The sequence below is a fragment of the uncultured Ruegeria sp. genome, from assembly GCF_947497005.1.
Classification (GTDB): Bacteria; Pseudomonadota; Alphaproteobacteria; order Rhodobacterales; family Rhodobacteraceae; genus Ruegeria.
Genome location: NZ_CANMFF010000008.1, coordinates 196,884 through 222,311 on the forward strand (window position 1 = coordinate 196,884; position 25,428 = coordinate 222,311).

The 25,428-nt window shown below is 56.7% G+C and carries 24 protein-coding genes; 11 read left to right on the forward strand and 13 right to left on the reverse strand.

All coding sequences use genetic code 11. The features are described from left to right. Window positions 1-35: 35 nt before the first annotated feature. The 5 genes from Q0816_RS13430 to Q0816_RS13450 all read right to left on the reverse strand — a co-directional run bounded on the left by Q0816_RS13430 (window position 36) and on the right by Q0816_RS13450 (window position 6,620). Entirely contained in the window at window positions 36-1,868 is a 1,833-nt protein-coding gene (locus tag Q0816_RS13430; RefSeq protein ID WP_298851321.1) for an ABC transporter ATP-binding protein, read from the reverse strand. Beyond that, complete coding sequence (locus Q0816_RS13435) at window positions 1,865-3,703, reverse strand: ABC transporter ATP-binding protein (RefSeq protein ID WP_298851323.1); 1,839 nt, start codon at window positions 3,701-3,703, stop codon at window positions 1,865-1,867. The genes Q0816_RS13430 and Q0816_RS13435 overlap by 4 nt, the downstream gene beginning before the upstream one ends. A 190-nt stretch (window positions 3,704-3,893) precedes the next feature. Continuing rightward, a complete protein-coding gene (locus Q0816_RS13440; RefSeq protein ID WP_298851325.1) occupies window positions 3,894-5,048 on the reverse strand; it encodes a CCA tRNA nucleotidyltransferase in 1,155 nt (384 codons plus the stop codon). Beyond that, window positions 5,045-5,659 carry a CoA pyrophosphatase gene (locus tag Q0816_RS13445; protein ID WP_298851328.1) on the reverse strand — a complete coding sequence of 205 codons (615 nt, stop codon included), beginning with the start codon at window positions 5,657-5,659 and terminating at the stop codon, window positions 5,045-5,047. The genes Q0816_RS13440 and Q0816_RS13445 overlap by 4 nt, the downstream gene beginning before the upstream one ends. Continuing rightward, a complete protein-coding gene (locus Q0816_RS13450) occupies window positions 5,634-6,620 on the reverse strand; it encodes an Hsp33 family molecular chaperone HslO (RefSeq protein ID WP_298851330.1) in 987 nt (328 codons plus the stop codon). The genes Q0816_RS13445 and Q0816_RS13450 overlap by 26 nt, the downstream gene beginning before the upstream one ends. 76 nt (window positions 6,621-6,696) lie before the next feature. Here Q0816_RS13450 and Q0816_RS13455 point away from each other — a divergent pair, with 76 nt between their 5' ends. After that, window positions 6,697-7,143, forward strand: coding sequence for an NUDIX hydrolase (locus Q0816_RS13455; protein WP_298851331.1), 447 nt, complete (start codon window positions 6,697-6,699; stop codon window positions 7,141-7,143). Here Q0816_RS13455 and Q0816_RS13460 read toward each other — a convergent pair. Beyond that, on the reverse strand, window positions 7,140-8,411 hold the full coding sequence (locus tag Q0816_RS13460) for a PP2C family protein-serine/threonine phosphatase (protein ID WP_298851333.1): 1,272 nt from the start codon (window positions 8,409-8,411) through the stop codon (window positions 7,140-7,142). The two genes, Q0816_RS13455 and Q0816_RS13460, sit on opposite strands and share 4 nt — an antisense overlap. A 165-nt stretch (window positions 8,412-8,576) precedes the next feature. On the opposite strand from Q0816_RS13460, the gene Q0816_RS13465 reads away from it, so the two are divergent. After that, a complete protein-coding gene (locus Q0816_RS13465; RefSeq protein WP_298851335.1) occupies window positions 8,577-8,906 on the forward strand; it encodes an Hpt domain-containing protein in 330 nt (109 codons plus the stop codon). On the opposite strand, the gene ilvA is transcribed toward Q0816_RS13465, so the two are convergent. Both ilvA and Q0816_RS13475 read right to left on the reverse strand, forming a co-directional pair. Further along, complete coding sequence (gene ilvA, locus Q0816_RS13470) at window positions 8,903-10,129, reverse strand: threonine ammonia-lyase IlvA (protein ID WP_298851337.1); 1,227 nt, start codon at window positions 10,127-10,129, stop codon at window positions 8,903-8,905. The two genes, Q0816_RS13465 and ilvA, sit on opposite strands and share 4 nt — an antisense overlap. A 57-nt stretch (window positions 10,130-10,186) precedes the next feature. Next, window positions 10,187-11,035, reverse strand: coding sequence for a hypothetical protein (locus Q0816_RS13475; RefSeq protein ID WP_298851339.1), 849 nt, complete (start codon window positions 11,033-11,035; stop codon window positions 10,187-10,189). Window positions 11,036-11,095: 60 nt separating this feature from the next. Here Q0816_RS13475 and Q0816_RS13480 point away from each other — a divergent pair, with 60 nt between their 5' ends. From Q0816_RS13480 to msrA, 4 genes are all read left to right on the forward strand, one after another. Next, the gene (locus Q0816_RS13480) at window positions 11,096-12,322 is read left to right on the forward strand and encodes an argininosuccinate synthase (protein WP_298851341.1); all 1,227 of its coding nucleotides are present in this window, start codon (window positions 11,096-11,098) and stop codon (window positions 12,320-12,322) included. Between the two features lie 32 nt (window positions 12,323-12,354). Beyond that, window positions 12,355-12,759, forward strand: coding sequence for a DUF1810 domain-containing protein (locus tag Q0816_RS13485; RefSeq protein ID WP_298851489.1), 405 nt, complete (start codon window positions 12,355-12,357; stop codon window positions 12,757-12,759). A 79-nt stretch (window positions 12,760-12,838) separates the two neighbouring features. Next, entirely contained in the window at window positions 12,839-13,120 is a 282-nt protein-coding gene (locus Q0816_RS13490) for an SCP2 sterol-binding domain-containing protein (RefSeq protein ID WP_298851343.1), read from the forward strand. Window positions 13,121-13,312: 192 nt separating this feature from the next. Beyond that, window positions 13,313-13,984 carry a peptide-methionine (S)-S-oxide reductase MsrA gene (gene msrA / locus Q0816_RS13495; protein WP_298851345.1) on the forward strand — a complete coding sequence of 224 codons (672 nt, stop codon included), beginning with the start codon at window positions 13,313-13,315 and terminating at the stop codon, window positions 13,982-13,984. On the opposite strand, the gene Q0816_RS13500 is transcribed toward msrA, so the two are convergent. Then, entirely contained in the window at window positions 13,981-14,853 is an 873-nt protein-coding gene (locus Q0816_RS13500; protein WP_298851347.1) for a ribokinase, read from the reverse strand. The genes msrA and Q0816_RS13500 overlap by 4 nt on opposite strands. Window positions 14,854-14,856: 3 nt before the next feature. Continuing rightward, window positions 14,857-17,112: an NADP-dependent malic enzyme gene (locus Q0816_RS13505; protein ID WP_298851349.1), complete on the reverse strand. Its 2,256-nt coding sequence runs from the start codon at window positions 17,110-17,112 to the stop codon at window positions 14,857-14,859. A 163-nt stretch (window positions 17,113-17,275) separates the two neighbouring features. Between Q0816_RS13505 and mutS the strand changes: the two genes are divergently transcribed. Next, on the forward strand, window positions 17,276-19,891 hold the full coding sequence (gene mutS, locus Q0816_RS13510) for a DNA mismatch repair protein MutS (protein ID WP_298851491.1): 2,616 nt from the start codon (window positions 17,276-17,278) through the stop codon (window positions 19,889-19,891). 56 nt (window positions 19,892-19,947) lie between these two features. On the opposite strand, the gene Q0816_RS13515 is transcribed toward mutS, so the two are convergent. Together Q0816_RS13515 and hrcA are read right to left on the reverse strand one after the other, a co-directional pair. Then, window positions 19,948-20,511 (reverse strand): nucleotide exchange factor GrpE, encoded by a 564-nt coding sequence (locus tag Q0816_RS13515; RefSeq protein WP_298851352.1) that lies wholly within the window; start codon window positions 20,509-20,511, stop codon window positions 19,948-19,950. A 10-nt stretch (window positions 20,512-20,521) separates the two neighbouring features. Next, complete coding sequence (hrcA, locus tag Q0816_RS13520) at window positions 20,522-21,586, reverse strand: heat-inducible transcriptional repressor HrcA (protein ID WP_298851354.1); 1,065 nt, start codon at window positions 21,584-21,586, stop codon at window positions 20,522-20,524. Window positions 21,587-21,698: 112 nt separating this feature from the next. Here hrcA and rph point away from each other — a divergent pair, with 112 nt between their 5' ends. The 4 genes from rph to Q0816_RS13540 are packed head-to-tail and all read left to right on the forward strand — an operon-like array spanning window position 21,699 to window position 24,523. After that, window positions 21,699-22,412: a ribonuclease PH gene (rph, locus tag Q0816_RS13525; protein WP_050604640.1), complete on the forward strand. Its 714-nt coding sequence runs from the start codon at window positions 21,699-21,701 to the stop codon at window positions 22,410-22,412. Then, window positions 22,409-23,023 carry an RdgB/HAM1 family non-canonical purine NTP pyrophosphatase gene (rdgB, locus tag Q0816_RS13530; RefSeq protein ID WP_298851358.1) on the forward strand — a complete coding sequence of 205 codons (615 nt, stop codon included), beginning with the start codon at window positions 22,409-22,411 and terminating at the stop codon, window positions 23,021-23,023. Before rph ends, rdgB begins: the two co-directional genes overlap by 4 nt. Continuing rightward, window positions 23,013-24,167, forward strand: a complete 1,155-nt coding sequence (gene hemW / locus Q0816_RS13535; RefSeq protein ID WP_298851361.1) for a radical SAM family heme chaperone HemW — start codon at window positions 23,013-23,015, stop codon at window positions 24,165-24,167. Before rdgB ends, hemW begins: the two co-directional genes overlap by 11 nt. A gap of 2 nt (window positions 24,168-24,169) precedes the next feature. Then, window positions 24,170-24,523: a YbaN family protein gene (locus tag Q0816_RS13540; protein WP_298851363.1), complete on the forward strand. Its 354-nt coding sequence runs from the start codon at window positions 24,170-24,172 to the stop codon at window positions 24,521-24,523. Here the strand turns inward: Q0816_RS13540 and Q0816_RS13545 are convergent. Further along, entirely contained in the window at window positions 24,513-25,409 is an 897-nt protein-coding gene (locus tag Q0816_RS13545) for a ParB/RepB/Spo0J family partition protein (RefSeq protein WP_298851365.1), read from the reverse strand. The genes Q0816_RS13540 and Q0816_RS13545 overlap by 11 nt on opposite strands. Between the last annotated feature and the right edge of the window lie 19 nt (window positions 25,410-25,428).

The window sequence follows — 25,428 nt, forward strand, 5'->3', positions numbered from 1 at the left end:
GGCCTGATAGCCGGGCTTTGACGGCAACAAAACCCTTATTCCGCAGCTTCCGCCTGAATGAAACCACCCGATTGACGGTGCCAGAACCGCGCATACAGCCCGCCGTGGTCCAGCAAAGCCTCATGGGTTCCGGTTTCCACGATGCGCCCATGGTCCAGAACAACGATCCGGTCCATTTCACTGAGTGTGGATAGCCGGTGCGCAATGGCCAGAACGGTTTTGCCCTGCATCACCCGATGAAGCGCTGTTTGAATCGACGCCTCAACCTCGGAATCCAGCGCTGATGTCGCTTCGTCCAGAACCAGAATCGGCGCATCTTTCAGAATGGCACGCGCCAGAGCGATCCTTTGCCTCTGCCCGCCACTAAGCTTTACACCGCGCTCCCCCAGATGAGCATCATAGCCTTTGCGACCGTGAGCGTCTTCAAGGCTCAGGATGAAGTCATGCGCTTCGGCCTTTCTCGCAGCCTCGATCATTTCATCCTCTGACGCATCCGGGCGACCGTACAAGATATTCTCGCGGGCCGAACGGTTGAACATCGCCGTTTCCTGCGTGACCATGCCAATCTGGCGGCGCAGGCTGTCTTGCGTCACCTGTGCCACATCCTGCCCGTCAATTCGAATTGTGCCACTTTCCCTGTCATAGAGCCTGAGCAGCAGAGAAACGAGGGTGGATTTTCCGGCCCCTGAGGCCCCGACGATTCCCAGCTTTTCGCCTGGCTTAATAGCCAGAGTCAGGTCCACGACCCCGCCGACATCCCGGCCATACGCGAAACTGACGCCTTCGAAGGAGATCAACCCTTCGTTCACATTCAGGTCTTGTGCACCGCTCGTGTCTTCAACCCTGTCCCGCTTGGCCAGCGTATTCATTCCGTTTTCGATCTCTCCCACATTGGCATATAGGCCCATCAGCGTGAAACTGACCCAACCCGTCATCTGAGCAATGCGGATCGAAACCGCACCGGCCGCAACAATATCACCGGCAGTCGCCATGCCGAGTTGCCACAACCAAAGCGTCGCGCCCAACAGCAGAACGGGCAGCACACCGGCCAGCGTCATCAGAATAAATCGAAAACTGGCCGACAGCTTGCCGAAATCCAGCGATCGTTCGCGCAATTCTACCATCGAGTCGCGCGCGGCCTGATCTTCAAAAGTGGAATGGGCAAACAGCTTGACGGTCTTGATGTTGGTGATTGTGTCAACCACCTGCCCCGACACCATCGCCCGCGCCCCGGCCCGTGCGGCGGAACGCACGCGGATGCGCGGAAGGTACCAGCGTACAAGCAGAAAATAGACCACCAGCCACGCGGCAAATGGCAACATCACCAGTGGATGAATAGACCCTAATAAAAGCAAAGACCCCACCAGTGACGCCAAGGCAAACACAATCGCGCTGATCGTTTCCGACACGACCGATGCCATGGCATTGGAAGTCTGCATCTGTTTCTGCGCGATCCGACCAGCAAAATCGTCGTCGAAATAGGTCACCGACTGCCCGAGCGTCCAACGGTTCAACTTGGCCAGCACCAAAGGGGTGATGTTGGGCATGACGATGTAATTATTCGACAGAGACGACAGGCCAAACAGGATCGGACGGATTAGCATAAAGAAGGCGACCGTGCCCAAGATCATCCACGTATTTGCTGCGGTCAGAAAACTCTCGGGCCCGCCGGAGGTTGCCACATCTATCACGCGACCCAGAATCCACGCTGTCCCTGCCTCCATCGCGCCTGCTGTAGCCGAGAAGAAAGCCGCGACAAACAGCATGGGCCATGCCCCGGACAGGCTCCAGCGAATGAACGCCCCCAATTTCTGCGGTGGGGGCGTTTCAATATTCTTGAATGGGTAGATGAGGTCGGCAATCCTCATTCAGCGGCCTCCGGGTTCATGAAGCCGCCAGATTGCCGCGCCCAGAACTGCGCGTAAAGGCCACCCTGTGCCAGAAGGTCTGAATGTGCGCCTTCTTCCACGATGCGGCCAGCATCCATCACCAGAATGCGGTCCATCTGCGCGATAGTGCTGAGCCTGTGCGCAATTGCGATCACGGTTTTTCCTTGCATCATGCCGTAGAGCGTTTCCTGAATTGACGCTTCAACCTCGGAATCTAGCGCAGATGTCGCCTCGTCCAACAACAAGATCGGAGCATCCTTAAGGATCACTCGCGCCAGGGTCACCCTCTGACGCTGACCCCCGGACAGCTTCACGCCGCGTTCCCCCACATGTGCATCATACCCGGTCCGACCCTGCGGGTCTTGCAGATCAAGGATAAACTCATGCGCTTCGGCCTGTTTGGCGGCGGCGATCATCTGGGCCTCGGACGCATCCGGCCGACCATACAGGATGTTGTCGCGCACAGACCGGTGCAGCAAAGCGCTGTCTTGCTGGACCATGCCGATATGACTGCGCAGGCTGTCTTGCGTGACCTGCGCAATGTTCTGATCATCGATCAAAATCGCACCGCGCTCGACGTCGTAAAACCGCAAAAGAAGCTTAACCAGAGTCGATTTGCCAGCACCGGAACGCCCAATCAAACCGATCTTTTCACCAGGCTGGATGGTCAGGTTGATATGGTCCAAGCCTCCGGTCTCACGACCGTAGTGATGCGAAAGATCGCGGATCTGAATCTCGCCCTTGCTGAGATGCAGGGGCTTCGCAGTCGGTGCATCCAGCAGATCGATGGGCTGCGCAATGGTCTCCATCCCCTCGGCCACGATACCCAACTGGCGGAAAAAGCTGGTCAGAGCCCACATGATCCATCCGGTCATGGCATTCAAGCGCAGGGTCAACGCCGTGGCCGCTGCGACGACACCAACCGAAGCGCTGCCTTGCATCCACAAGGCAATCGCCCAGCCTACAACGCCCACGATCAGCATTCCGTTCAGGGTGACAAGAACTGCATCCATAACGGTGAAAATCCGCATCTCGACCTGGAATGTCCGGCGCGTTTCCTCGATCGCTTCGCGGGCATAGTCCAACTCTTGCGCCCCGTGGGCAAACATCTTGACTGAGTGAATGTTGGAATAGCTGTCCACCACCCGACCTGTCACGGTCGAACGCGCGTCCGAGGCCGCCTGGGACGCCGGACCGACACGCCGCACTGTCCAGCGCACAAGCACAGCATAGAACGCGAACCAGATCAGCAGCGGGATCAGCAAGCGCGCATCCGCAACATACAACAGGATTGCCGCGCCGATCAGATAAGCCAGCGAGAAGGAAATCGCGTCAAAGACCTGAAATACCACTTCGCCAGCAGCAGGTGGCGTTTGCATGATCCGGTTAGCGATGCGCCCGGCAAAATCGTTTTCAAACCAGCCAACTGACTGGCGCAGCACGTGTTTATGCGCGCGCCAGCGGATCAGAGTGCCAAAGTTTGGCAGAATCGTATTGTTGAGCAACAGCACATCGAACAGATGCAGCAAAGGTCGCAGAAACAGGACAAACGCCGCCATCAGCAGCAATTCGGTCCCGTGGGTCTCCCAGACCTCTGCCGGTGATCCGCCCAACAGATCCACAACGCGACCCATATAGTAGATCAGCCCGATTTCTACCCCCGCGACGAAGATGGAAATCAACGCGGCCCAGACAAAGACCCGAAAGAAGGGCCGCGAATAATCCAACATGAATGGCCACAGCTGCGTCGGTGGCTTGTCAGATTCCGTATAGGCGACAAAAGGGTCAACGAGGTTTTCGAAATAGCGAAACATGGAGAGTGCTCCGATTGAGCAGATAAATGACGTGCGAAGAAAGATGGCGCCTGAACACCACCCGTTACGGGGCAAGTGTCCTGGCTTTAGCCGAACCAGATCCCGTAATACATTCGCATTCCTCCATCCATGTGTCAGGCGCACCTAAGCACAAAGGAAAAAAGTTGTCATCCCCTTTTGAGACTTCGCGCTAAGTTGCAAGCAACTCCTCGCGCGAGAGCGCAAAGCCGGACGCGATCCAGCGGATTTCAAGCTCAGCCAGCTTTTTGCCCAGCGCCGGCCCGCTGAAGCTGGGAATCAGGTCTTTGGCCTGTATAGGGAAGCGGGCTGTTGCGCCAGCATGCAAATCACGCCTTAGGTCTTCGGACCATGGTCGTTCCAGAAAGGCGCAGCGCAAGAGGGTCTCGTGCAAGCCGCCTTCGTCGCCATAGCGGTATCCCAATTCGGCCACACTGGTTGTGGCCTGCGCCTCCTCGCGCATCCGGGTCAGGCGTTGCAGCTGCGCACGGCTTAACCGCAATGTCGCGGCATCCTCGGGCGTGGTGATGGCTGCCAGACGCCGCACCGGATCGGGATCGGCACCCGCCGCCTGTTCCAGCGAAATCAATGGTGCCAACGACCGATCGTCCGCACCTGGCAACAACCTGGTCAAAACGCCCGTGCTGCGCATCGTTGCAAAGGCGGGGGCTGGATCAGGCGCACCCAGAAGCTTCAGCAGTTCTGCCCCGACCCGTTCGCGCGACAGCGATTCCAGCCCATCAAGGTTGGCACCGATGGCCGCCAGCGCATCGGGATCAAAACCGGCATCAGGATCACCATACCAGGCGTGAAAGCGGAAATAGCGAAGCGAGCGAAGATAGTCTTCGCGGATCCGATTCTCGGCCGTTCCGATAAACCGCACCGCCCGAGCCTCAAGGTCGGGAAGGCCGCCAAGCGGGTCTAACACTGACCCATCGGGCAGTGCGTAAAGCGCGTTCATGGTAAAATCGCGCCGCGCAGCGTCTTCTTCAACGTGTTCGGAAAAGGCGACGACTGCACGCCGACCATCGGTTTCTACATCACGTCGGAAGGTCGTGATCTCGTGCGGTATACCTGCGCTGACCACTGTGATCGTACCATGGTCGATACCTGTCGGAATGGCCTTGAGCCCAGCAGCCTCTGCGATCTGAACAACCTGTTTGGGTCGTGCGTCGGTAGCGATATCGATATCAGATACCGGTGCTCCAAGCAGTGCGTTGCGCACACACCCGCCTACGAAAAGTGCCTGAGCCCCGGATTTAGTCAGCGCCGAACAAACCTTTTGGGTTGCCGGTTCACTGACCCAGGGCTCGTTAATCTGCATCATTCATTCACCCGTGCTGCTAGCCCGCGCAATATGCGGGCCGTCGCGCCCCAAATGTAATAAGGGCCGAACGGAACTGCGTAATATCTGCGTTTCTGGCCGCGCCAGCGGCGCGATTCAACCAGATAATTCTCGGGATTCAAGAGATGGGCAAGAGGGGTTGAAAAAACCTCGTCCACTTCACCGGGCTCAGGAACCGGTTGGTACGTGTCGCGCAGGACTGCGACCACCGGCGTGACGATGAAAGACGTCACTGTTTCATGCGTCGGCAGAAAACCCAGGACCTCCGGCAGCTCCGGGGGCAGCCCGATCTCTTCCTGCGCTTCCCGCAGGGCCGCAGCCGTCACATCGGTATCGGTTTCGTCCTGTTTACCGCCGGGAAAAGCGATCTGCCCCGGATGGTGCTTGAGCGCCGATGAACGTTTGGTCAGGATCACGCGCGGCGTGTCGTCCAACAGCGAAATGGCCACAAGAACACCGGCAGGTCGCAATCGTCGCCCCGGTGGCAGAACGGTATCCGGGTTCAGGTCAAAATCGCTGGACCCGTGACCGGGACGGCGCAACGCCGCCCGGATCTGTTCCACTGGGTCAAGCACCTTTGGTGTCTTCGGCATCAAACCCGACCGTTGCAGGATCCAACACGTAATGCGCTCCGCAGAACTGGCAATCTGCGGTGACCTGACCTTCGGGTGTGGTCATCTTTTCGATATCCCTGGCCGAATAGATCGACAAGCTCTGTCGCACACGGTCTTCGGAACAGGTGCATCCAAACTGCACCGACTGTGCATCATAGACACGTGGCTGTTCCTCGTGAAACAGACGGACCAAAAGGTCGGTCGGCGCAATTGAGGGTCCGATCATCTCAAGATCCTCAACCGTATCCAGCAGGATATTGACCCTTCCCCAGTTTTCACCTTCTTCACCGTCCACTAGATCATTGGCCGTCAGGATTTCGCCGCTACCCTCTCCCGATGCGGCAAAAGGTGAGGCTTTGGGCATGTGCTGCAACATGATGCCACCAGCGCGCCAATGTTCGCCGACACCGGGTTCGGTCGATTTGCCAAAGCTCAGCGAGAAACGGGTCGGCAGCTGCTCGGACTGGGCAAAATACGCCTCGGCACAGGCGCTGAGCGATCCTCCTGCAAGCGGAGTGATGCCCTGGTACGGCTGCGTGCCCTCGCCCTGATCGATCATGATCGCGAAATACCCGTCGCCCACCTGATCGAAAGGGGCGGCATCGGTCAGCCGATCGCGGTCAAAACTGGCATAAGCGCGAATCTGCGCGGACTCGCCCTCTTTCTGCGGCGCGTAATAATCGGTCGCGATCATGCGGACCGCCCCTTTGGACTGCACTTGCAACGACAGCTTCCAGCGCAGCGCAACCGTCTGGCCGATCAACGCGGTCAGCAAGGCCATTTCAGCCACCAGCGCTTCGACTTGCTGCGGATAATCGTGCTGCTTCAGGATACCGTCCAGCACGCCGTCCAGACGGGCCACGCGGCCGCGCATGTCGGATGCATCAAGTTGAAAGGGCAGGACGGTGTCGTCCCACGCGATTTTTGTTCCAAGAGACATGGGGTTTCCTTACACGCCACGGGTTGGCATACCGGCACCATATAGGTCGTACAGATTGGGTTTTAAGGGGCCATACATGATCAGACGGTTTGGCGAAACCCCCGAGAAGGGGCGGAAATACACGCAAAGACCCGGAGCTTACGTATTGTTACCGCGTGGGCGCTCTTTGCTGGTGACCTGGTATGATGACGGTCTTAACCCAGAACTGCAATTGCCGGGTGGTGGCATTGATCCGGGGGAATCGCCGGTTACCGCTCTGCACCGAGAAGTTTTCGAGGAAACCGGCTGGTTGATCACAGCCCCCCGTCGGGTTGGAGCGTTTCGACGGTTCACCTATATGCCTGAATACGATTTGTGGGCTGAAAAGATATGCCTGATTTACCGCGCTCGCCCTGTACGCCGCATGGGACCACCGACCGAGGCGTTCCACGAAGCGTTGTGGATGGAAACTGCCGACGCAGCCGCATTGCTGGGCAATGATGGCGATCGGCACTTTGCCGAAATGCACCTTGGTTCGCTTTAGGGCCCATTATATTCAAAAAATACGGCAGACACGTCATCCCTTATCCCGTCTTTAGGCGAAATCATTTGCGTCAAATGCCAGAACATATCATCCAGAAACTCAGACCCGCCCCTTTCCGAAATGCACCGTTGTGCCATTTCTCGTAAACCGTCTTCTTCCAACAGGCCGCCATCTGCCAGGTGGCATTCTGTAAACCCGTCAGAATGCAACAACAGCTTGTCGCCAGGTTGCATCTGCGTCTCGATTTGCTGAAAGCTCGCATCTTCGATCAGTCCGATAGGCAACCCGCCGTCCCCCAGAAAGTCAGTACTACCGTCCTGCCGCAACACAAGGGGATGCGGGTGCCCGGCTTGCACCATTTTCAGATGCCCGTTGCGGAGATCAACGATGGCATAGACCATCGTGAAATACTCTTCGATCCCTTCATCGGCCATCAAGCGGGAATTGAGCGTTGTCGCTACTTCTTCCGGAGGTAGCAGCGCATAGAACTTGTTAAACCTCTGTTCCATAGCGACATTTTGATCGAAATGCTTGCTGGACAGATAACCTCCCAACCGAGCCGTCATCATCGCCGACGTGATGCCATGTCCGGACACATCGATGCTGTAAAAACCCAGCCGATTAACCCCAGGTGAGAACATGCCAACAAGGTCTCCGCCAATGTGGCCACAGGGTTTCAGCAACAAGCTAACCCGTGAGTTTCCAAAATCCCGCGTCAGTTCCGGCACCAAGGATTCTTGAATCTTACGGGCCTGCATAAGGTCTTTGTCGATCGCATCATGCGCCAGCCTGAGTTCTTCGAGCGCGGATTCAATCAGGCGGTTTTTCTGCGACAACTCACGCTGCATGTCCAGAATGCGTGCCCCGGCCGAAATACGTGCGCGCAGTTCGTCTGCCTCAAGAGGTTTGATCAGAAAGTCGTCCGCCCCGGCATCCAGACCGCGTGCAACCTCCTGTTTTTCGCTTTTAGAGGTCAGGAGGATGAAATAACTGTATTGGTCAGTGTCCAAAGCGCGAAACGCATAGCAAAACTCAAGGCCGCTCATCCCCGGCATGACCCAATCGCTGAGAACAAGATCGGGCGGATCATCCAGACAATGCGCCAGGGCAGCATCACCTGTATCGGCCTCGACGACCTCAAAGCCCCATTTTCTGAGCGAGGCGACCAGAATGCGCCGCTGCAAACGGCTGTCATCCACCACCAGCACCTTGCGGATCGCGCCGAAATCCAGATCTGATCTGGTTTCCTCAAGACTCGCCCCTGGCACTGTTTACCCTCTGCTCTGATGAGTTTGCTCGCACAGTACGACCCTAGCGCCCACATATTTAACATCCGGTGAAGACGGAGGATCGCTGACGGATAACCTCGTTAACCTGGCCTTTACCGGACGCGTTTATCCAGAAACATACACGTTCATTAGCTGGTGTTGAATATGATCCACTGGACCAGAGTCAGGCAATTGCGGAACGAAGTTGGTCCGAGTGAATTTGAAGAGGTGGTTCAGATTTTTCTGGAAGAGGTGCAGGAGGTGATCACCCGCCTGCACCAAGATACGCGCCGGGTTGAGTTGGAGCAGAACCTGCATTTCCTGAAAGGCAGCGCACTCAGCCTAGGATTTGATCAGTTCTCAAGACTCTGTCAGGACGGCGAACGGCAGGCGGCCGCAGGTCAGGGCGCTGACGTCGACTTGCCAGCCATTCTGGCAGTGTTTGAAAGTTCAAAAACAGTGTTTGAAGCTGAGCTGAAACAGAACTTGCGCTAGATTACGAACTGCGCCAGCGTTTCGTCTTCGGTGATGTCAGTATATGTGAACCCGGCCTCGTCCAGATGCGCAAACAGGCGCATGAAATTTTCTGGCTTGCGGGTTTCGATCCCGATCAGGACGGAACCGAAATTGCGGGCGGATTTCTTCATATACTCAAAACGGGCAATGTCATCCTCGGGGCCCAGGATGCCCAGAAACTCTTTCAAAGCACCCGGTCGCTGCGGTAGCCGCAGGATGAAGTACTTCTTCACGCCCGAATAACGCTGCGCGCGTTCCTTGACCTCGGGCAGGCGTTCGAAATCGAAATTGCCGCCTGACGTCACGCAGACCACGGTCTTGCCGCGCACAAAGCTCTGGATATCGCCAACAGCCTCGACTGCCAATGCACCTGCGGGTTCAAGAACGATGCCTTCGACATTCAGCATCTCGATCATGGTCGTGCAAATGCGGTCTTCGGACAGAACCAGTACATCCGAGAGGTGGCGTGATTTCAGCAATTCAAAAGGTTTTTCACCGATCCGCCCAACTGCTGCGCCGTCTACGAAGGTATCCACATGATCCAGCGAGACAGGATGCCCGGCAGCCAAAGCGGCGCGCAAACAGGCTCCACCCGCAGGTTCGACAAACAGACAGTGGCTGCGATCCCCGAACCATGTTGCCACGCCCGAGGACATGCCGCCGCCACCAACCGGCAGGACAATATGGTCCGGCACGCCGCCCAGTTGCGCTTCAATTTCGACCGCCAGCGAAGCCTGCCCTTCGATTACATCCCCGTCGTCAAACGGTGACAGAAAATACCCGCCCTGCTGCGCGCACCAAGCTTGCGCAGCGGCTAGAGTGTCGTCGAAATAGTCGCCGGTCAGGTGGATTTCGATATTCTCGCCGCCGAAGATACGGGTTTTCTGGATCTTCTGTTGCGGGGTCGTCACCGGCATGAAGATCACGCCTTTCACACCCAGATGCTTGCACATGAAGGCCACGCCCTGCGCATGGTTGCCCGCGCTAGCGCAAACGAACAGGTCCTGTCCCTGCTGCTTGCGCATCGCGTTGTAGGCGCCGCGGATTTTATACGATCGCACCGGACTCAGGTCCTCGCGCTTGAGCCAGATATCGGCCCCATAGCGCTCAGACAGATGGGCATTCCGCTGCAACGGCGTCGCCGGAAAGACAGAGCGCATCGCCTGTTCGGCGGCGCGAGCGCGGGTCATGAAATCAGTCATGGCCGTTTCACTGCCGTATCAGCGCGGTAAGGGCAAGGAATACATATGTGTACGGCTTCAGGACAACTCGCGCTTTTCGATGAAGACGCCGTACATAGTGGTAAAGATACTGACGTTGATCATTGGAAGAATGAGCGTGCCGAAGAACACTGTCAGCAAAACGCCCAACACTGGTATTATTGCCAAAACCGTGAAAGCCAGCTGCACCATAACTTGGAACAGGAATGCGACGAGTAGCAGCAACAAGATTGCGCCGCCGACTCCAGTTGTGTTGTTCCATGCATCGCTAAGCGAGATGGGTTCACCAATCGCGGCCGCCGGCAGGATAATTGACAGGCGATAGAAGCATACGACGAGAAAAACAGTATAAACAATCACCAGTATGATCGAAAGCACCGCAAGACTTTCGCCTAGTACCGCAACGACCAAACCCACGGGGATATACGCGATCATCATCAAAATCCCCAACATCAGAACGCGACCGAAATAGGCAAGAATTCTGTCGAAACGGAATATCGGAAGTATCCCCGTGGGATACTCCTCTAACAGGATGAAGCGGTGCCATGACACGGCAATCCAGAACACGGTGACGAAAATTACCGCCAGCAAAACGAAAATAAAGACAAAAATTGAACCTGCAGTTACACTTGGCGGCAACTCGCCTGCATTTTCGTCAAGCGCTTCAAGCGGAATGCCAAGTGCCAAAAACACACCCACTATGATGATTGTCGCAATCAAAGCAGGGCCAACTGTTATCTGCAGAACCTGCTTCAGGTTCCCAAACACCATCCGCACCGAATGCACAAATATTTGCCATCCCAACATTTTAAACTGCCCCTTCAACCAATGCTTGTTATTCTCTGCACTCGTTTCACCCCAATTCCCGCCCTGCGTCAATCCACACAACTTGCCCCCGCGTCCAAAACCGGCTAGGGGCCAATCGTTCTACGCATAAAGGGAAGTCAGATGTCCTCGCCCAAGAAAGTTGTTCTGGCCTATTCCGGTGGCCTTGATACCTCGATCATTCTGAAATGGTTGCAGACCGAGTATGGGTGTGAAGTCGTGACCTTCACCGCCGATCTGGGTCAGGGCGAGGAGTTGGAGCCCGCGCGCCAGAAGGCCGAGATGTTGGGGATCAAACCCGAAAACATCTTTATCGAGGATGTCCGCGAGGAATTCGTCCGCGATTTCGTCTTCCCGATGTTCCGCGCCAATGCTCAATATGAGGGGCTGTACCTGCTGGGTACATCAATCGCGCGGCCGTTGATCTCGAAACGTCTGGTCGAGATAGCCGAGGCCACCGGGGCCGATGCTGTTGCGCACGGCGCGACCGGCAAGGGCAACGATCAGGTGCGGTTCGAACTGGCCGCTTACGCGCTGAACCCCGAGATCAAGGTGATCGCGCCCTGGCGCGAATGGGACCTGTCCAGCCGCACCAAGCTGCTGGAGTTCGCGGAACAGAACCAAATCCCGATTGCCAAGGACAAACGCGGCGAGGCGCCCTTCTCGGTTGACGCGAACCTTCTGCACACCTCGTCCGAGGGCAAGGTTCTGGAAGATCCCGCTGATATGGCACCCGATTATGTCTATCAGCGCACCGTCCACCCCGAGGATGCTCCGAACGAGCCGGAATTCATCGAAATCGGTTTCGAAAAAGGCGACGCGGTCAGCATCAATGGCGAGGCGATGAGCCCGGCCACCATCCTGACCAAGCTGAACGAATATGGCGGTAAGCACGGCATTGGTCGCCTGGATCTGGTCGAAGGCCGTTTCGTGGGTATGAAATCGCGCGGCATCTATGAAACACCCGGCGGCACCGTCCTGCTTGAGGCGCATCGTGGTATCGAATCCATCACCATGGATCGTGGTGCGATGCATCTGAAGGACCAGCTGATGCCGCAATATGCGGAACTGATCTACAACGGCTTCTGGTATTCGCCCGAGCGAGAGATGCTGCAAGCCGCGATCGACAAATCGCAAGAGCATGTCACCGGCACCGTCCGTGTGAAACTGTACAAAGGTCTGGCCTCGACCGTTGGCCGCTGGTCGGATCACTCGCTGTACTCCGAGGCGCATGTGACCTTTGAAGAGGACGCTGGTGCTTACGATCAGAAAGACGCGGCAGGTTTCATCCAGCTGAACGCACTGCGCCTGAAGCTTCTGGCCGCGCGCGACAAGCGTTTGTCCAAGTGATCGACGAAGACGACAACGACGACGAACTCGATATGTTCGTCGAGGCGCAGGACACGGTTTGGGCCGATGTCCTGCGTGAGTTGGAACAGGGGCAAAAAACCAGCCACTGGATGTGGTTCGTGTTTCCGCAACTGGCCGAGCTGGGCCAGTCTCATATGGCGCAGCTTTACGGCATCGAAGATCTGGACGAGGCGACACGTTATCTGAGCCACCCGGAACTACGCCGCCGCCTGACGGAGGCGGCCTCGCTTATGTTGCTGCACGAAGGGCGCAACGCCAGCGATATTCTGGGCGGGATTGATGCTAAGAAACTTCGTTCTTCGATGACGCTGTTTTCATCCGTGGCGGATGCTCCGGTCGAGTTTCAGGCTGTACTAGACGCCTTTTATTGCGGTGAGCCCTGCGATCGAACAGTTCAAAGCCTCGGCGCGTTTTGATCAGAAGTTCCAGTTGGGTCAACCTTGCCTGATCAATACCTGACGTTTTACGCATTCGGAAACTGCGAAAGGAATCCGGATGCTTCAGGATATCGCCGATGGAATTCAAAACGGCCTGAATGGCAAAACCTTTGACGGTTCATTGAAATTCGATTGCGGCGAGGACGGTGTGATTGTTCTGGCCGACAATCAGGCATCGACACAGGATCAGGAAACAGACTGCACGATCCGTATCTCGCAGGACAACCTGACCAAGCTGCTGACCGGAAAACTGAACCCGATGACAGGTGTCGCATTGGGCAAGCTCAAGATCTCGGGCAACATGGGTGTTGCAATGAAACTGGGGCAGCTGTTGGGCTGAACTCAGCGCAAATCCGCAATGGGTTTCTGCATCGCCTGCGCTATCACATACTGCTGCCAAAACAGCTCGGCGTGAGGTCTTTCTCTGCCGTCGGTCGTCGATAAACTCGTCTCACCAGCGCGTGACATGAGATGTCAGGCAATTGCATGTCGGTCGGACTCGGGTCACCTTGGTCCCAAAAGGAGACCCGACATGACACGGACTGCTTATCTTGACGCCTTCAAACCCGTTTTTCTGTTCACATTGATCTCATTGGTTGCAATACTGCGGGCCCTGCCTGCCCCGGCAGCAGGAGCCGAAACGCTGACGGTGGCCGGAGGATGCTTCTGGTGTGTGGAATCCGATTTTGAATCGGTGCCGGGCGTCATCGGGGCAGTATCGGGCTATACTGGCGGCAAGTCTGCGAACCCTACTTACGATCAGGTCTCAAAAGGTGGTACCGGTCATTATGAGGCGGTTCAGATCACTTTCGATCCGGCTCGTGTCTCACGTGAAACACTTCTGAACATGTTCTTTCGTTCGGTTGATCCCACAGACGCAGGTGGTCAGTTCTGTGATCGCGGGAACAGCTATCGTACTGCAATTTTCGTCTCTAACACGGGCGAAAAAGCGTTGGCCAAACAAGCAAAGACCGATGCACAACAAGCGTTGGGTCAAACAGTTGTCACCCCGATACTGAACGCGGGCACCTTTTATCCAGCCGAGGCGTATCATCAGGATTACTACAAAGGGAACAAACTGATCTTCACCCGGTTTGGGCCCAAACGTCAGCACAGTGCCTATAAAGCTTATCGCAAAGCCTGTGGCCGTGACGCACGCGTCAAGCAGCTTTGGGGTCGGGATGCGCCATTTGCCGGGTCTTAATCGAAGGACGCGTCACGCACTTCTCTCAGATCAGGAATAACATCAGCCGTTCCGTGTCGCGTGACCATCAGGGCCGCGGCGCGGTTCGCTTGTAAAATGGCCTGTTCCATCGGCATTCCGCGATCCATTCCTGCCAGTACATAGCCAGTGAACGTGTCGCCGGCCCCCGTTGTATCAACGGCCTGCACTTTATGCGCTGCAAATTCGACCGGGTCGCTTCCTTGCTGCAAGTACCGCGCGCCTTTGGAGCCCAAAGTTACAATGACATGCCGCACCGGCAGATCAGCGGCGCTCAGCCCGGTTTCCTGGCGTAGCTGCTCGGCTTCGATTTCGTTCAGGATCAGGAAATCCAGATACGGAAGAACCGCCTTTACCGTCTGTGCCTGAAATGGGGCTGCGGCATAGCAAACAGTCAACCCAAGTTGATGCCCCAACTGCGCAGCTTCGACCTGTGCGTTGGTTTCATTTTGCAGAATAAGCAAATCACCCGTGTTGGCCGAAGCCAAAGCCTGCCCCAGATGGCTGACATCCACCGCGTGGTTGGCGCCCGGATAGAGGATGATCAGGTTCTCGCCCTCGGTGTCCACGGCAATGATCGCATGTCCGGTGGGTACTTCTGCGTCGGCAATATAGCGCGTATCCACACCATATTCCGTCAATCTGTCCTTCGCCCAGCGTCCATCTGGGCCGACGGCACCGATATGGCTGACCCGTGATCCGGCCCGCGCCGCGGCCACCGACATATTGGCCCCTTTGCCCCCCAGGAAACGATCCAGCCCATGGGCGGCCAGAGTTTCCCCCGGTGCAGGCAAATGCGGCAGGTCATAAACCATATCCGCATTGATCGAGCCCAGGTTCCAGATCGTCATAACTCACCCAATATCGCAGGAGGCCAGGATGGCCATGTTTAGGATGTCGTTGGCTGTCGCACCTGTCGAACAAATCTGGATTGGCTTGTCGACGCCCGACAGGATCGGGCCAATAACAGTGGCCCCTCCCATTTCCTGCATCAGCTTGGTCGAAATGGACGCCGAGTGCCGCGCAGGGACGATCAGGATATTTGCGGGACCGGTCAGACGCTGGAACGGATAGCCTGCTTGCTGATCCACGTTCAGGGCCACATCCACAGTCATTTCGCCTTCGTATTCAAAGTCGACGCCGCGCTGGTCCAGAACCGCAGGTGCGCGATGCATTTTTTCGGCGCGTTCAGACACCGGATAGCCAAAGGTCGAGAAACTGACAAAAGCCACACGGGGCTCAAGCCCCATATGCCGCGCCACAGCGGCCGAGCGTTCGGCGATGTTGGCCAGATCATTCTCGTCCGGCCATTCATGCACCAGCGTGTCGCCAATCAGAACGATCCGGCCTTTGTGCAGCAGGGCAGTCACACCAGCAGCGCCATGCGCAGCATCGGCATCAAACACGTGGTTGATCCGGTCGAGCACATGCGCTGATTTGCGCGTTGCTCCGGTGACCAAACCATCGCCATGTCCATGCGCCAACATCAGCGACGAAAATACGTGCCGATCCCGCGCCGCCAGGCGGTGAATATCCTTGCGATCAAAGCCTTTACGCTGCAGGCGTTCATAGAGGAAATTCGAATAGGTCTCGAGATGCGCCGTGTTGGCGGCATTCACCACTTCCAACTCGCGCACGGCATCGCCCAATCCCGCTTCCTCCAACTTCAGTTTGACATCGTCGGCCCGGCCAACCACCAGCGCCTTGCCAAAACCCGAGCGCTGATACATGACCGCTGCGCGCAACACGCGGGGATCATCGCCCTCGGCGAAAATCATGCGGCTTTGCGCCTGTCGCGCACGGGCGTTCAGGCCACGCAGGATGCTGGCGGTCGGATCCATCCGGGATTTCAGGCTCAGCTCATAGGCGTCCATATCGATGATCGGACGGCGGGCTGCACCGGTGTCCATCCCGGCTTTGGCAACAGCCGGAGGGATACGATGGATCAAACGCGGATCGAATGGCGTCGGGATGATGTAGTCACGGCCAAAGGTCAGCGATTTGCCATAGGCCATCGCGACCTCATCCGGCACATCCTCGCGTGCCAGATTGGCCAGCGCATGGGCACAGGCAATTTTCATCTCATCATTGATAGCGCGGGCGTGGATGTCCAAGGCGCCTCGGAACAGGTAGGGGAAGCCCAGCACGTTGTTGACCTGGTTCGGGTAATCGCTACGCCCGGTCGCCACGATAGCGTCCACGCGGACTTCGTGCGCTTCTTCTGGTGTGATCTCGGGGTCCGGGTTCGCCATCGCGAAAATCACCGGGTTGTCGGCCATGCTGGCGACCATCTCTTGCGTGACTGCACCTTTGACCGACACGCCCAGAAACACATCCGCGTCCTTCATGGCATCTTCAAGCGTGCGCAAATCGGTCGTGATCGCATGGGCCGACTTCCACTGGTTCATGCCCTCGGTCCGACCCTGATAGATCACACCTTTGGTATCACACACGATACAGTTCTTGTGCCGCGCACCCATGGACTTGAGCAGCTCGATACAGGCGATCCCCGCGGCACCCGCACCGTTCAGGACGATTTTCACATCTTCGATCTTCTTGCCCGAGATATGCAGGGCGTTCAGCAGGCCCGCCGCACAAATCACCGCAGTACCGTGCTGGTCATCGTGGAAGACTGGGATGTCCATCTCTTCCTTCAGGCGCTGTTCGATGATGAAACACTCGGGCGCTTTGATGTCCTCAAGGTTGATGCCGCCGAATGTCGGTCCCATCAGGCGGACCGCGCGGCAGAACTCGTCCGGGTCTTCGGTGTCCAGTTCGATGTCGATCGAGTTCACATCGGCGAACCGTTTGAACAGGACCGATTTACCCTCCATCACCGGCTTCGAGCCCAGTGCGCCAAGGTTGCCAAGACCCAGAACCGCGGTTCCGTTTGAAATCACGGCCACCAAGTTACCCTTGTTGGTGTAGTCATAAGCCGTTTCGGGATTTGCCGCGATTGCTTCACATGGAACAGCCACACCGGGGCTGTAGGCTAGCGACAGATCGCGTTGCGTGGTCATGGGAACGGTGGCCTGCACCTCCCACTTGCCGGGGGTGGGGTCCAGGTGAAAGGCCAGCGCCTCTTCTTTGGTGATCTTCGCTTTGGGCATCGGAAATGTCGTTTCTTTACATCTGTTGGGCCTTTGCCTCATAGCGCAGGCAGGGGCGCGTCTCAACGACAATACGTTTTCACCTTTCGTCGCAGGGACCGGGTTTGTAAGGTCGCGCCCGGAATACGCCAGAAGGGGGCCGCTTTTGTCCACAGTCACGCCGATGATGGCGCAATACCTCGAAATCAAAGAGGCCCACGCTGATGCCCTGCTGTTTTATCGCATGGGTGATTTCTATGAGATGTTCTTCGAGGATGCCGTAAACGCTGCCGAGGCGCTGGATATCGCACTGACCAAACGCGGCAAGCACAATGGCGTAGACATTCCGATGTGCGGTGTGCCCGTTCACTCGGCAGAAGGGTACTTGCTGACACTGATACGCAAAGGCTTTCGCGTGGCGGTATGCGAACAGATGGAAAGCCCGGCTGAAGCAAAGAAAAGAGGCTCTAAATCGGTCGTAAGGCGCGGTGTTGTGCGTCTGGTAACACCCGGAACACTGACCGAGGATGCCCTGCTGGAGGCCCGCCGCCACAACTTTCTGGCTGCTTATGCCGAAGTCCGGGATGAGGCCGCGCTGGCCTGGGCCGACATCTCAACCGGCGCGTTTCACGTGATGCCTTTGACCCCTGTACGACTCAGCCCAGAACTTGCCCGACTAGCGCCATCAGAACTGATCGTGGCCGACGGGACACAGGAAAAACTGAACGAAACTGTGCTTGATCTGGGTGTCTCGCTGACCCCGGTTGGGCGCGCCAGTTTTGACAGCACGGCGGCGGAAAAGCGGATCTGTCGCCTGTTTCACGTGGGTGCTTTGGACGCGTTCGGAAATTTTGGCCGCGCCGAAGTGTCGGCGATGGGCGCACTGATCGATTATCTGGAGATCACGCAAAAGGGCAAACTGCCCTTGCTGCAAACACCACTGAAAGAGTCTGAAGATCGCGTCGTGCAGATTGACGCCGCTACGCGCCGAAACCTGGAACTGACCCGATCCTTGTCTGGCGGACGTGCCGGCTCACTTCTGTCGGTGGTTGATCGCACCGTAACCCCCGGTGGCGCGCGATTGCTGGAGCAGCGGCTTTCAAGCCCTTCACGCAATCTGGATGTGATCCATGCCCGGCTGGATGCGGTCAGTATTGCAACCGAGGAACACCTGATGGCCTCGGACCTGCGCGAAGCCCTGCGAAAAACACCGGATCTGGACCGCGCCTTGTCCCGTCTGTCTCTGGACCGTGGTGGCCCTCGCGACCTCGCTGCGATCCGAAATGGCCTGACACAGGCCGCCGAAATAGCCGGGATTTGCGATGGTCGGGATCTTCCGGTTTTACTGACAACCGCACTTCAGAATCTCGTTGATTTTGACGACCTTCTAAATCTGCTAGACGAAGCTCTTGTTGCAGAACCACCTCTGATGGCCCGCGATGGAGGTTTCATAGCACCTGGTTTTGACGCTAAACTGGACGAGGCGCGAACGCTTCGCGACGAAGGCCGCTCAGTCATTGCCGGATATCAGCAGAAATACGCAGAGCACACGGGCATCACCTCGTTGAAGATCAAACACAACAACGTACTGGGCTATTTCATCGAAACCACGGCAACGCATGCCGAAAAAATGCTGAGCCCGCCCTTCAGCGAGACCTACATCCACCGCCAGACAACAGCTAATCAGGTGCGGTTTACAACCGTTGAACTCTCCGAGATCGAAACCCGCATCCTGAACGCGGGAAATCTGGCATTGGAGATCGAAAAACGGCTCTATCAAAGGCTTTCTAGCGCGATTCTGGACCTCGCCGCCCGGCTGAACCAGGCCGCCCGCGGGCTGGCCGAGCTGGATTTGACCACCGCTCTGGCTGATCTGGCACTCGGTGAAAATTGGTGCCGCCCTCTGGTCGACGCTTCTCGTACATTCAAAGTGCAAGGCGGCCGCCATCCGGTTGTGGAACACGCTCTACGACATCAAAGCGGGGATGCCTTCGTCGCCAATGATTGCGACCTCAGTGCCGAAGACACAGCCGCAATCTGGCTTCTGACCGGTCCAAACATGGCAGGTAAGTCGACCTTCCTGCGTCAGAACGCCCTGATTGCACTTCTGGCCCAAATGGGCAGCTACGTCCCGGCCGAACAAGCCCACATCGGCGTGGTCAGCCAACTATTCAGCCGCGTCGGAGCGTCAGATGATCTGGCCCGGGGTCGGTCGACCTTTATGGTCGAAATGGTCGAAACCGCAGCCATCTTGAATCAGGCCGACGATCGGGCACTGGTCATACTTGATGAAATCGGGCGTGGAACGGCCACCTATGACGGCCTGTCCATTGCCTGGGCCACATTGGAACATCTGCACGCGGCCAATCAATGCCGTGCCCTGTTTGCCACGCATTATCACGAACTCACCGCGCTAGCCGGAAATCTGGAAGGAGTGGACAACGCCACCGTCGCCGTCAAAGAGTGGGAGGGCGAGGTCATATTCCTGCACGAGGTTCACAAAGGCGCCGCCGACCGCTCTTATGGAGTACAGGTTGCGCAACTTGCCGGCCTGCCCGCCTCGGTTGTCGAGCGCGCCCGTATCGTACTGGATCAACTCGAGAAAACTGAACGTGAGGGCGGCAAGCAGAAGGCATTGGTTGATGATCTTCCGCTGTTTTCCGTCACACCCGCGTCCCTCCCGCCCGCGCCAAGGACATCACCAGTTAACGATATGCTGGACAGTGTTCTGCCCGACGAGCTGACACCGCGTGAGGCTCTTGACCTGATCTACAAACTGAAAGAAGCGGCCAGATCCTGACCGCCTCTTCGTCTTCAAAGGTTCTTTCACCGAAGGCGTGGCTTCTTTGAAGCCAATCAGCTTGCAGGCATCGAAGACACTCCCACCTGCGCCGGACGCAGCAGGCGGTCGTGAAGCATGAAGCCTTCAGCGGAAACCTGAATGATATCCCCTGCCTTTGTTCCCGGCACCGGAGCCTCGAACATGGCTTCGTGTACATTCGGATCAAACCGGTCGCCGACTTCAGGTGTGATCACCACCATCCCGTGCTTCTGGAACACGTCCTTCAACGCCCGCATGGTCAGTTCGACACCTTCCAGCAGACCAGCAGCCACTTCTTTCTGCTCATCTGTCGCTGCTTCAAGCGCGCGTTTCATGTTGTCATAAACGGGCAGCATATCACGGGCCAGTTTGGACCCACCATACTGTTCCGCATCGCGGCGCGCCTTGTCACCGCGCTTGCGTGCGTTTTCGGCATCTGCCAGCGCGCGCATGAACTTGTCTTTGTAATCGTCGCGTTCGGCGCGCAGCGCATCTATCTCAAGCGCTTCTTCGCTGAAATCCATCAACTCCTCGGCCAGTTCTTCCGCCTCGGCGGTTGCGATATCGTCCAGAAAATCTTCGTTCTTGGGCTCTGCCATCTCTTACCCTCTAGCTCCGGTCGGATATCAGCTTGCCGACCAGTTGCGCCGTATAGTCCACGATCGGCACGATCCGTCCATAATTCAGACGCGTGGGCCCGATGACCCCGACCGCACCGATTATCTTACGATCAGCGTTCATATATGGAGACACCACCAAAGAGGAACCCGAAAGTGAGAAAAGTTTGTTCTCAGACCCGATAAAAATGCGCACACCTTCGCCATCTTCAGTCAATTCAAGGAATTCTGCGATGTCTCGCTTGCGTTCCAGGTCATCAAACAGGGTGCGGATGCGGTCAAGTTCCTCGGTCTGACCGGGTTCGTTCAGCAGATTCGCCCGCCCGCGCACGATTAAACGGGCCGAGTCGCTGCCATCTCCGTCCCAGGCAGCCATGCCGCTTTCAACCATCTCGCGCGCCAGAATATCGATTTCCTGCTTACGTGCATCAATCTGGCTTTGCATTTGCCGGCGCACATCGCCGAGTGTCCGTCCCTCGATCAGTGCATTCAGGAAATTCGCAGCCTCTCGCATGGAACTTGGCGTCTGTCCGGGTGGTGGGGCGAACAGCCGGTTTTCGACATGCCCATCAGAAAAGACCAGAACAACCAAAGCACGGTCATGACCCAGCGAGACGAACTCGATATGTTTGATTTCGGCTTCATGTTTGGGCGTCAAGACCAGTGACGCCCCTTGTGTCACGTGTGACAATGCCGAACCCACGCGGTCCAGCATTCCGCCAACATCGCCTGTGTTAGAGCCTAAAGTCTGTTCCAGCTTGTTCCGATCGTCGGCTCCCAGATCGCCGACCTCAAGCAGTCCGTCTACAAACATCCGCAGGCCTTGCTGGGTTGGAATTCGACCCGCACTGACATGAGGGCTGTCCAGAAGCCCCAGGAATTCCAGATCCTGCATCACATTGCGAACGGTCGCGGCACTGACTTTTTCGGACAGGGTGCGCGTCAAGGTGCGGCTTCCAACGGGCTCACCGCTTTCCAGATAGCTCTCGACAATCAAGCGAAATACTTCGCGCGACCGGTCGTTCATCTCGTCCAGGATCTTGCTCGCTTCGCTCATGCGTCTTCCCTTGTTCGTTCGCCATTAAATAGCAGGCAAATGAAAGGTCAATCGGGGTTGCATCGTAATGCTGCGGGGCGTTATCCCCAACCCAGCAAATAAAGGATTATCCATGCGACCCTCTGGACGAGATTTAAGCGAAATGCGCGCCGTTTCAATCGAAACGGGGTTCACCAAACATGCCGAAGGTTCCTGCCTGATCAAGATGGGCGACACCCATGTGCTATGTACTGCCACGATCGAAGATCGCGTACCACCGTTTATCAAGGGCTCGGGTCTTGGCTGGGTCACGGCCGAATACGGCATGCTGCCCCGGGCCACCAACACGCGGATGCGGCGAGAGGCTGCGTCGGGCAAACAAGGCGGGCGCACAGTTGAAATCCAACGCCTGATTGGGCGCGCCCTGCGCGCCGGTGTTGACCGGGTTGCATTGGGTGAGCGTCAAATAACCGTCGACTGCGACGTAATTCAGGCCGATGGCGGCACACGCTGTGCATCGATCACAGGTGGCTGGGTTGCACTGCGCCTGGCCGTAAACAAGCTGATGAAAACGGGCGATGTGATCTCCGACCCGCTGGTCGATCCCGTCGCCGCAGTGTCCTGTGGTATCTATGCCGGTCAACCCGTGCTGGACCTGGATTACCCCGAAGACAGCGAAGCCGGTGTGGATGGCAACTTCATCATGACCGGATCGGGGAAACTGATCGAAGTGCAGATGAGCGCCGAAGGCTCTGTCTTCAGTCGTGCCCAAATGGATCAGCTGATGGATCTGGCCGAAAAAGGTGTCGGCGAATTGGCCGCAGCCCAAAAGGCCGCCACCGCATGACCCGCAAGTTCGACAGCGACAGGTTGCTGTTCGCAACCCACAACAAAGGCAAGCTTGAGGAGATGGCACATCTTCTTGAACCTTTTGGTGTGACGGTTGTTGGCGCGGCAGAAATGAACTTGCCCGAACCGGAAGAGACCGAGGATACGTTTGTCGGCAATGCCCGGATCAAAGCTCATGCCGCAGCCAAAACAACCGGCCTTCCTGCGCTGTCGGACGATTCAGGGATCACCATTGATGCGCTGAACGGCGCGCCTGGTGTTTACACCGCCGATTGGGCAGAAACCGGCAATGGGCGTGATTTCCTGATGGCCATGACTCGTGCTCATAACGAACTGGAGGCAAAAAACGCCGCCTACCCCCGTACAGCCCAGTTCCGCAGCACATTGGTTCTGGCTTGGCCGGATGAACATGACGAAGTATTTGAAGGCATCGCACCTGGTCATTTGGTTTGGCCGATCCGTGGCGAGGGTGGGTTTGGATATGACCCGATGTTTGTCCCGGACGGATACGACATTACCTTTGCTGAAATGGATCGCTGGGAAAAGAACAAGATCAGCCATCGCGGCCGTGCGGTGCAGATGTTCGTGAAGGGCTGCTTTGGCGGATGATTGGCGCAATGGGGGCTTTGGCCTGTATGTGCATTGGCCCTTTTGCGAGGCCAAATGCCCTTATTGCGATTTCAATAGCCATGTTTCGAGTAATATCGATCAAAAACAATGGCTTGAATCTTATCTGAGTGAACTTCGCCGTTCTGCCTCCGAAACCTCCAACCGGGTCTTGAACACCATCTTTTTCGGTGGCGGCACACCATCCTTGATGAACCCAGAAACCGTTGCTGCCGTGATTGATGAGGCGCGGGCGCTTTGGCACCCGGCCAATGACATGGAAATCACCCTCGAAGCCAATCCTGGCTCGGTTGAGGCCGGACGGTTTGCGGCTTACCGCGATGCTGGCGTCAATCGAATCTCGATGGGTATTCAGGCCCTGAACGACGATGATCTACGCCGCCTCGGTCGGATCCACACTGTAGCCGAGGCCCGAGCGGCCTTTGATACCGCTCGCAATTGCTTTGATCGCGTCAGTTTCGACCTGATCTATGCGCGCCAACATCAGACACTGGAGGCCTGGCGTTCGGAACTGACTGAAGCGCTATCGATGGCCATAGACCACCTTTCACTATACCAGCTGACTATCGAAGACGGGACGGCCTTTGGGGATCGATATGCGGTGGGTAAACTACGCGGCCTACCCGAAGATGACAAAGCCGCCGATATGTATCTGGCAACACAGGAAATCTGTGAAGCGCATGGCCTGCCCGCCTATGAAGTTTCGAACCACGCTCGCCCCGGTGCTGAATCACAGCACAATCTGATTTACTGGCGGTACGGCGACTATGTTGGCATTGGACCCGGCGCCCATGGGCGGATCACTGAAAATGGCCAGAAATACGCGACCGAGACCTATTTGAACCCACAGCGCTGGCTTGGTGCCGCCAAACAAGGTGTTGGGGAAAAGAGCCGCAGTGTATTACCACTTGAAGATCAGGCGAATGAATACCTTATGATGGGTATGCGAATTGCTGAGGGTCTAGATATGGACAGGTGGCACGCTTTATCCGGCCGTTCTCTTCCCCCGGAGGTTATCGACCACCTGACCGATATCAACATGGTCCAGCGGAGGAACGGACGACTCGCAGCCACATCCGACGGGCGCGCCGTTCTTAACGCCGTCATCCGGGAGCTTTTGAACTGAATATGCAGTATCTTTGGGCCGGACTGGGATTGCTGTGTGTTGCGTTGGCCACCGTTGGGGTTGTCCTGCCCCTTCTTCCAACTGTTCCGTTTCTTCTTTTGGCAGCTTTCTTCTTTGCCCGGTCTTCGTCGCGTTTGCACAATTGGCTTCTGAGCCATCAACTTTTTGGGCCACTGATTCTTGATTGGCAAAGCTCGGGCGCCATTCGACCTGTCGCAAAAAAGGCGGCAACCGTTTCAGTCGCCGCCGTTTTTGGTATCTCGATATTGATGTCCGCGCCAATTTTTGTACTGGGCATTCAGGCCGTCGTGCTGGGCGGCGTCATGATCTTTATCTGGACGCGACCTAGCGGCTAAGCTTGGCGCAAAGATCGTCCAGCTGATCCAAATTCTCGTAGGTCAGAACGACCTGTCCCGTTTCCGTTCCCGCCTTGTGATTGATCGACACCTTCATCGCCAAAATTGCAGACAGGTCCTTCTCCAAAGCGCGTGTGTCGGCATCTTTTCCCGCATCCAGGTTTTTGGAGCGAGGTGCAGAGCGTTCAACATCACCTTGCTGCTGTTTTTTGACCAATGCCTCGGTTGCACGTACTGACAAACCACTTTTGACGATCTGTTGTGCAAGTTCCGAAGGGTTTTCGGCCGTAATCAGCGCCCTGGCATGTCCAGCCGATAATTTCCCTTCAATTACAAGGGTTTGCACATCAATCGGCAAGGAAAGTAAACGCATGAGGTTCGCAATGTGGCTGCGACTCTTGCCTAGAGCCTCGGCAAGTTTTTCCTGAGTGTGACCAAAGCGATCCATCAATTGCTTGTAGCCCGCGGCCTCTTCCACTGCATTCAGATCGGCGCGCTGGATGTTTTCGATAATCGCAACTTCCAGGACTTCGGTATCGTCGAAATCACGCACAATGATCGGGATTTCATGCAACTGAACCATCTGTGCTGCGCGCCAACGACGTTCACCGGCGACAATTTCATATTCATCGGAGCCCGTCGCCCTCACAATCAAAGGCTGAATGATCCCTTTTTCCTTGATCGATGCCGCCAATTCATCCAACTGCTCGGGCAAAAATGTCCTGCGTGGCTGATTTGGGTTTGCTTTCAGCTTTTCAATTGGGACTTTCAGGTCAGGCCTGCGTGCGTCAGCGGATGCCCGGCCTTCCGTTTCGGAATTCACGTCCGCCATAAGGGCGGACAGCCCGCGCCCCAACCCTCTGGATTTTGCTTTCCTGGCGCTCATGTCGCCCTCCTCATTACCG

Excerpts from the sequence above, each read along its gene's own strand:
- Q0816_RS13430 (WP_298851321.1), bottom strand. The coding sequence starts at position 1,868 with ATGAGGATTGCCGACCTCATCTACCCATTCAAGAATATTGAAACGCCC.
- Q0816_RS13435 (WP_298851323.1), bottom strand. The coding sequence starts at position 3,703 with ATGTTTCGCTATTTCGAAAACCTCGTTGACCCTTTTGTCGCCTATACG.
- Q0816_RS13440 (WP_298851325.1), bottom strand. The coding sequence starts at position 5,048 with ATGATGCAGATTAACGAGCCCTGGGTCAGTGAACCGGCAACCCAAAAG.
- Q0816_RS13445 (WP_298851328.1), bottom strand. The coding sequence starts at position 5,659 with ATGCCGAAGACACCAAAGGTGCTTGACCCAGTGGAACAGATCCGGGCG.
- Q0816_RS13450 (WP_298851330.1), bottom strand. The coding sequence starts at position 6,620 with ATGTCTCTTGGAACAAAAATCGCGTGGGACGACACCGTCCTGCCCTTT.
- Q0816_RS13455 (WP_298851331.1), top strand. The coding sequence starts at position 6,697 with ATGATCAGACGGTTTGGCGAAACCCCCGAGAAGGGGCGGAAATACACG.
- Q0816_RS13465 (WP_298851335.1), top strand. The coding sequence starts at position 8,577 with ATGATCCACTGGACCAGAGTCAGGCAATTGCGGAACGAAGTTGGTCCG.
- ilvA (WP_298851337.1), bottom strand. The coding sequence starts at position 10,129 with ATGACTGATTTCATGACCCGCGCTCGCGCCGCCGAACAGGCGATGCGC.
- Q0816_RS13480 (WP_298851341.1), top strand. The coding sequence starts at position 11,096 with ATGTCCTCGCCCAAGAAAGTTGTTCTGGCCTATTCCGGTGGCCTTGAT.
- Q0816_RS13485 (WP_298851489.1), top strand. The coding sequence starts at position 12,355 with ATGTTCGTCGAGGCGCAGGACACGGTTTGGGCCGATGTCCTGCGTGAG.
- Q0816_RS13490 (WP_298851343.1), top strand. The coding sequence starts at position 12,839 with ATGCTTCAGGATATCGCCGATGGAATTCAAAACGGCCTGAATGGCAAA.
- msrA (WP_298851345.1), top strand. The coding sequence starts at position 13,313 with ATGACACGGACTGCTTATCTTGACGCCTTCAAACCCGTTTTTCTGTTC.
- Q0816_RS13500 (WP_298851347.1), bottom strand. The coding sequence starts at position 14,853 with ATGACGATCTGGAACCTGGGCTCGATCAATGCGGATATGGTTTATGAC.
- Q0816_RS13505 (WP_298851349.1), bottom strand. The coding sequence starts at position 17,112 with ATGCCCAAAGCGAAGATCACCAAAGAAGAGGCGCTGGCCTTTCACCTG.
- mutS (WP_298851491.1), top strand. The coding sequence starts at position 17,276 with ATGATGGCGCAATACCTCGAAATCAAAGAGGCCCACGCTGATGCCCTG.
- Q0816_RS13515 (WP_298851352.1), bottom strand. The coding sequence starts at position 20,511 with ATGGCAGAGCCCAAGAACGAAGATTTTCTGGACGATATCGCAACCGCC.
- hrcA (WP_298851354.1), bottom strand. The coding sequence starts at position 21,586 with ATGAGCGAAGCGAGCAAGATCCTGGACGAGATGAACGACCGGTCGCGC.
- rph (WP_050604640.1), top strand. The coding sequence starts at position 21,699 with ATGCGACCCTCTGGACGAGATTTAAGCGAAATGCGCGCCGTTTCAATC.
- rdgB (WP_298851358.1), top strand. The coding sequence starts at position 22,409 with ATGACCCGCAAGTTCGACAGCGACAGGTTGCTGTTCGCAACCCACAAC.
- Q0816_RS13540 (WP_298851363.1), top strand. The coding sequence starts at position 24,170 with ATGCAGTATCTTTGGGCCGGACTGGGATTGCTGTGTGTTGCGTTGGCC.
- Q0816_RS13545 (WP_298851365.1), bottom strand. The coding sequence starts at position 25,409 with ATGAGCGCCAGGAAAGCAAAATCCAGAGGGTTGGGGCGCGGGCTGTCC.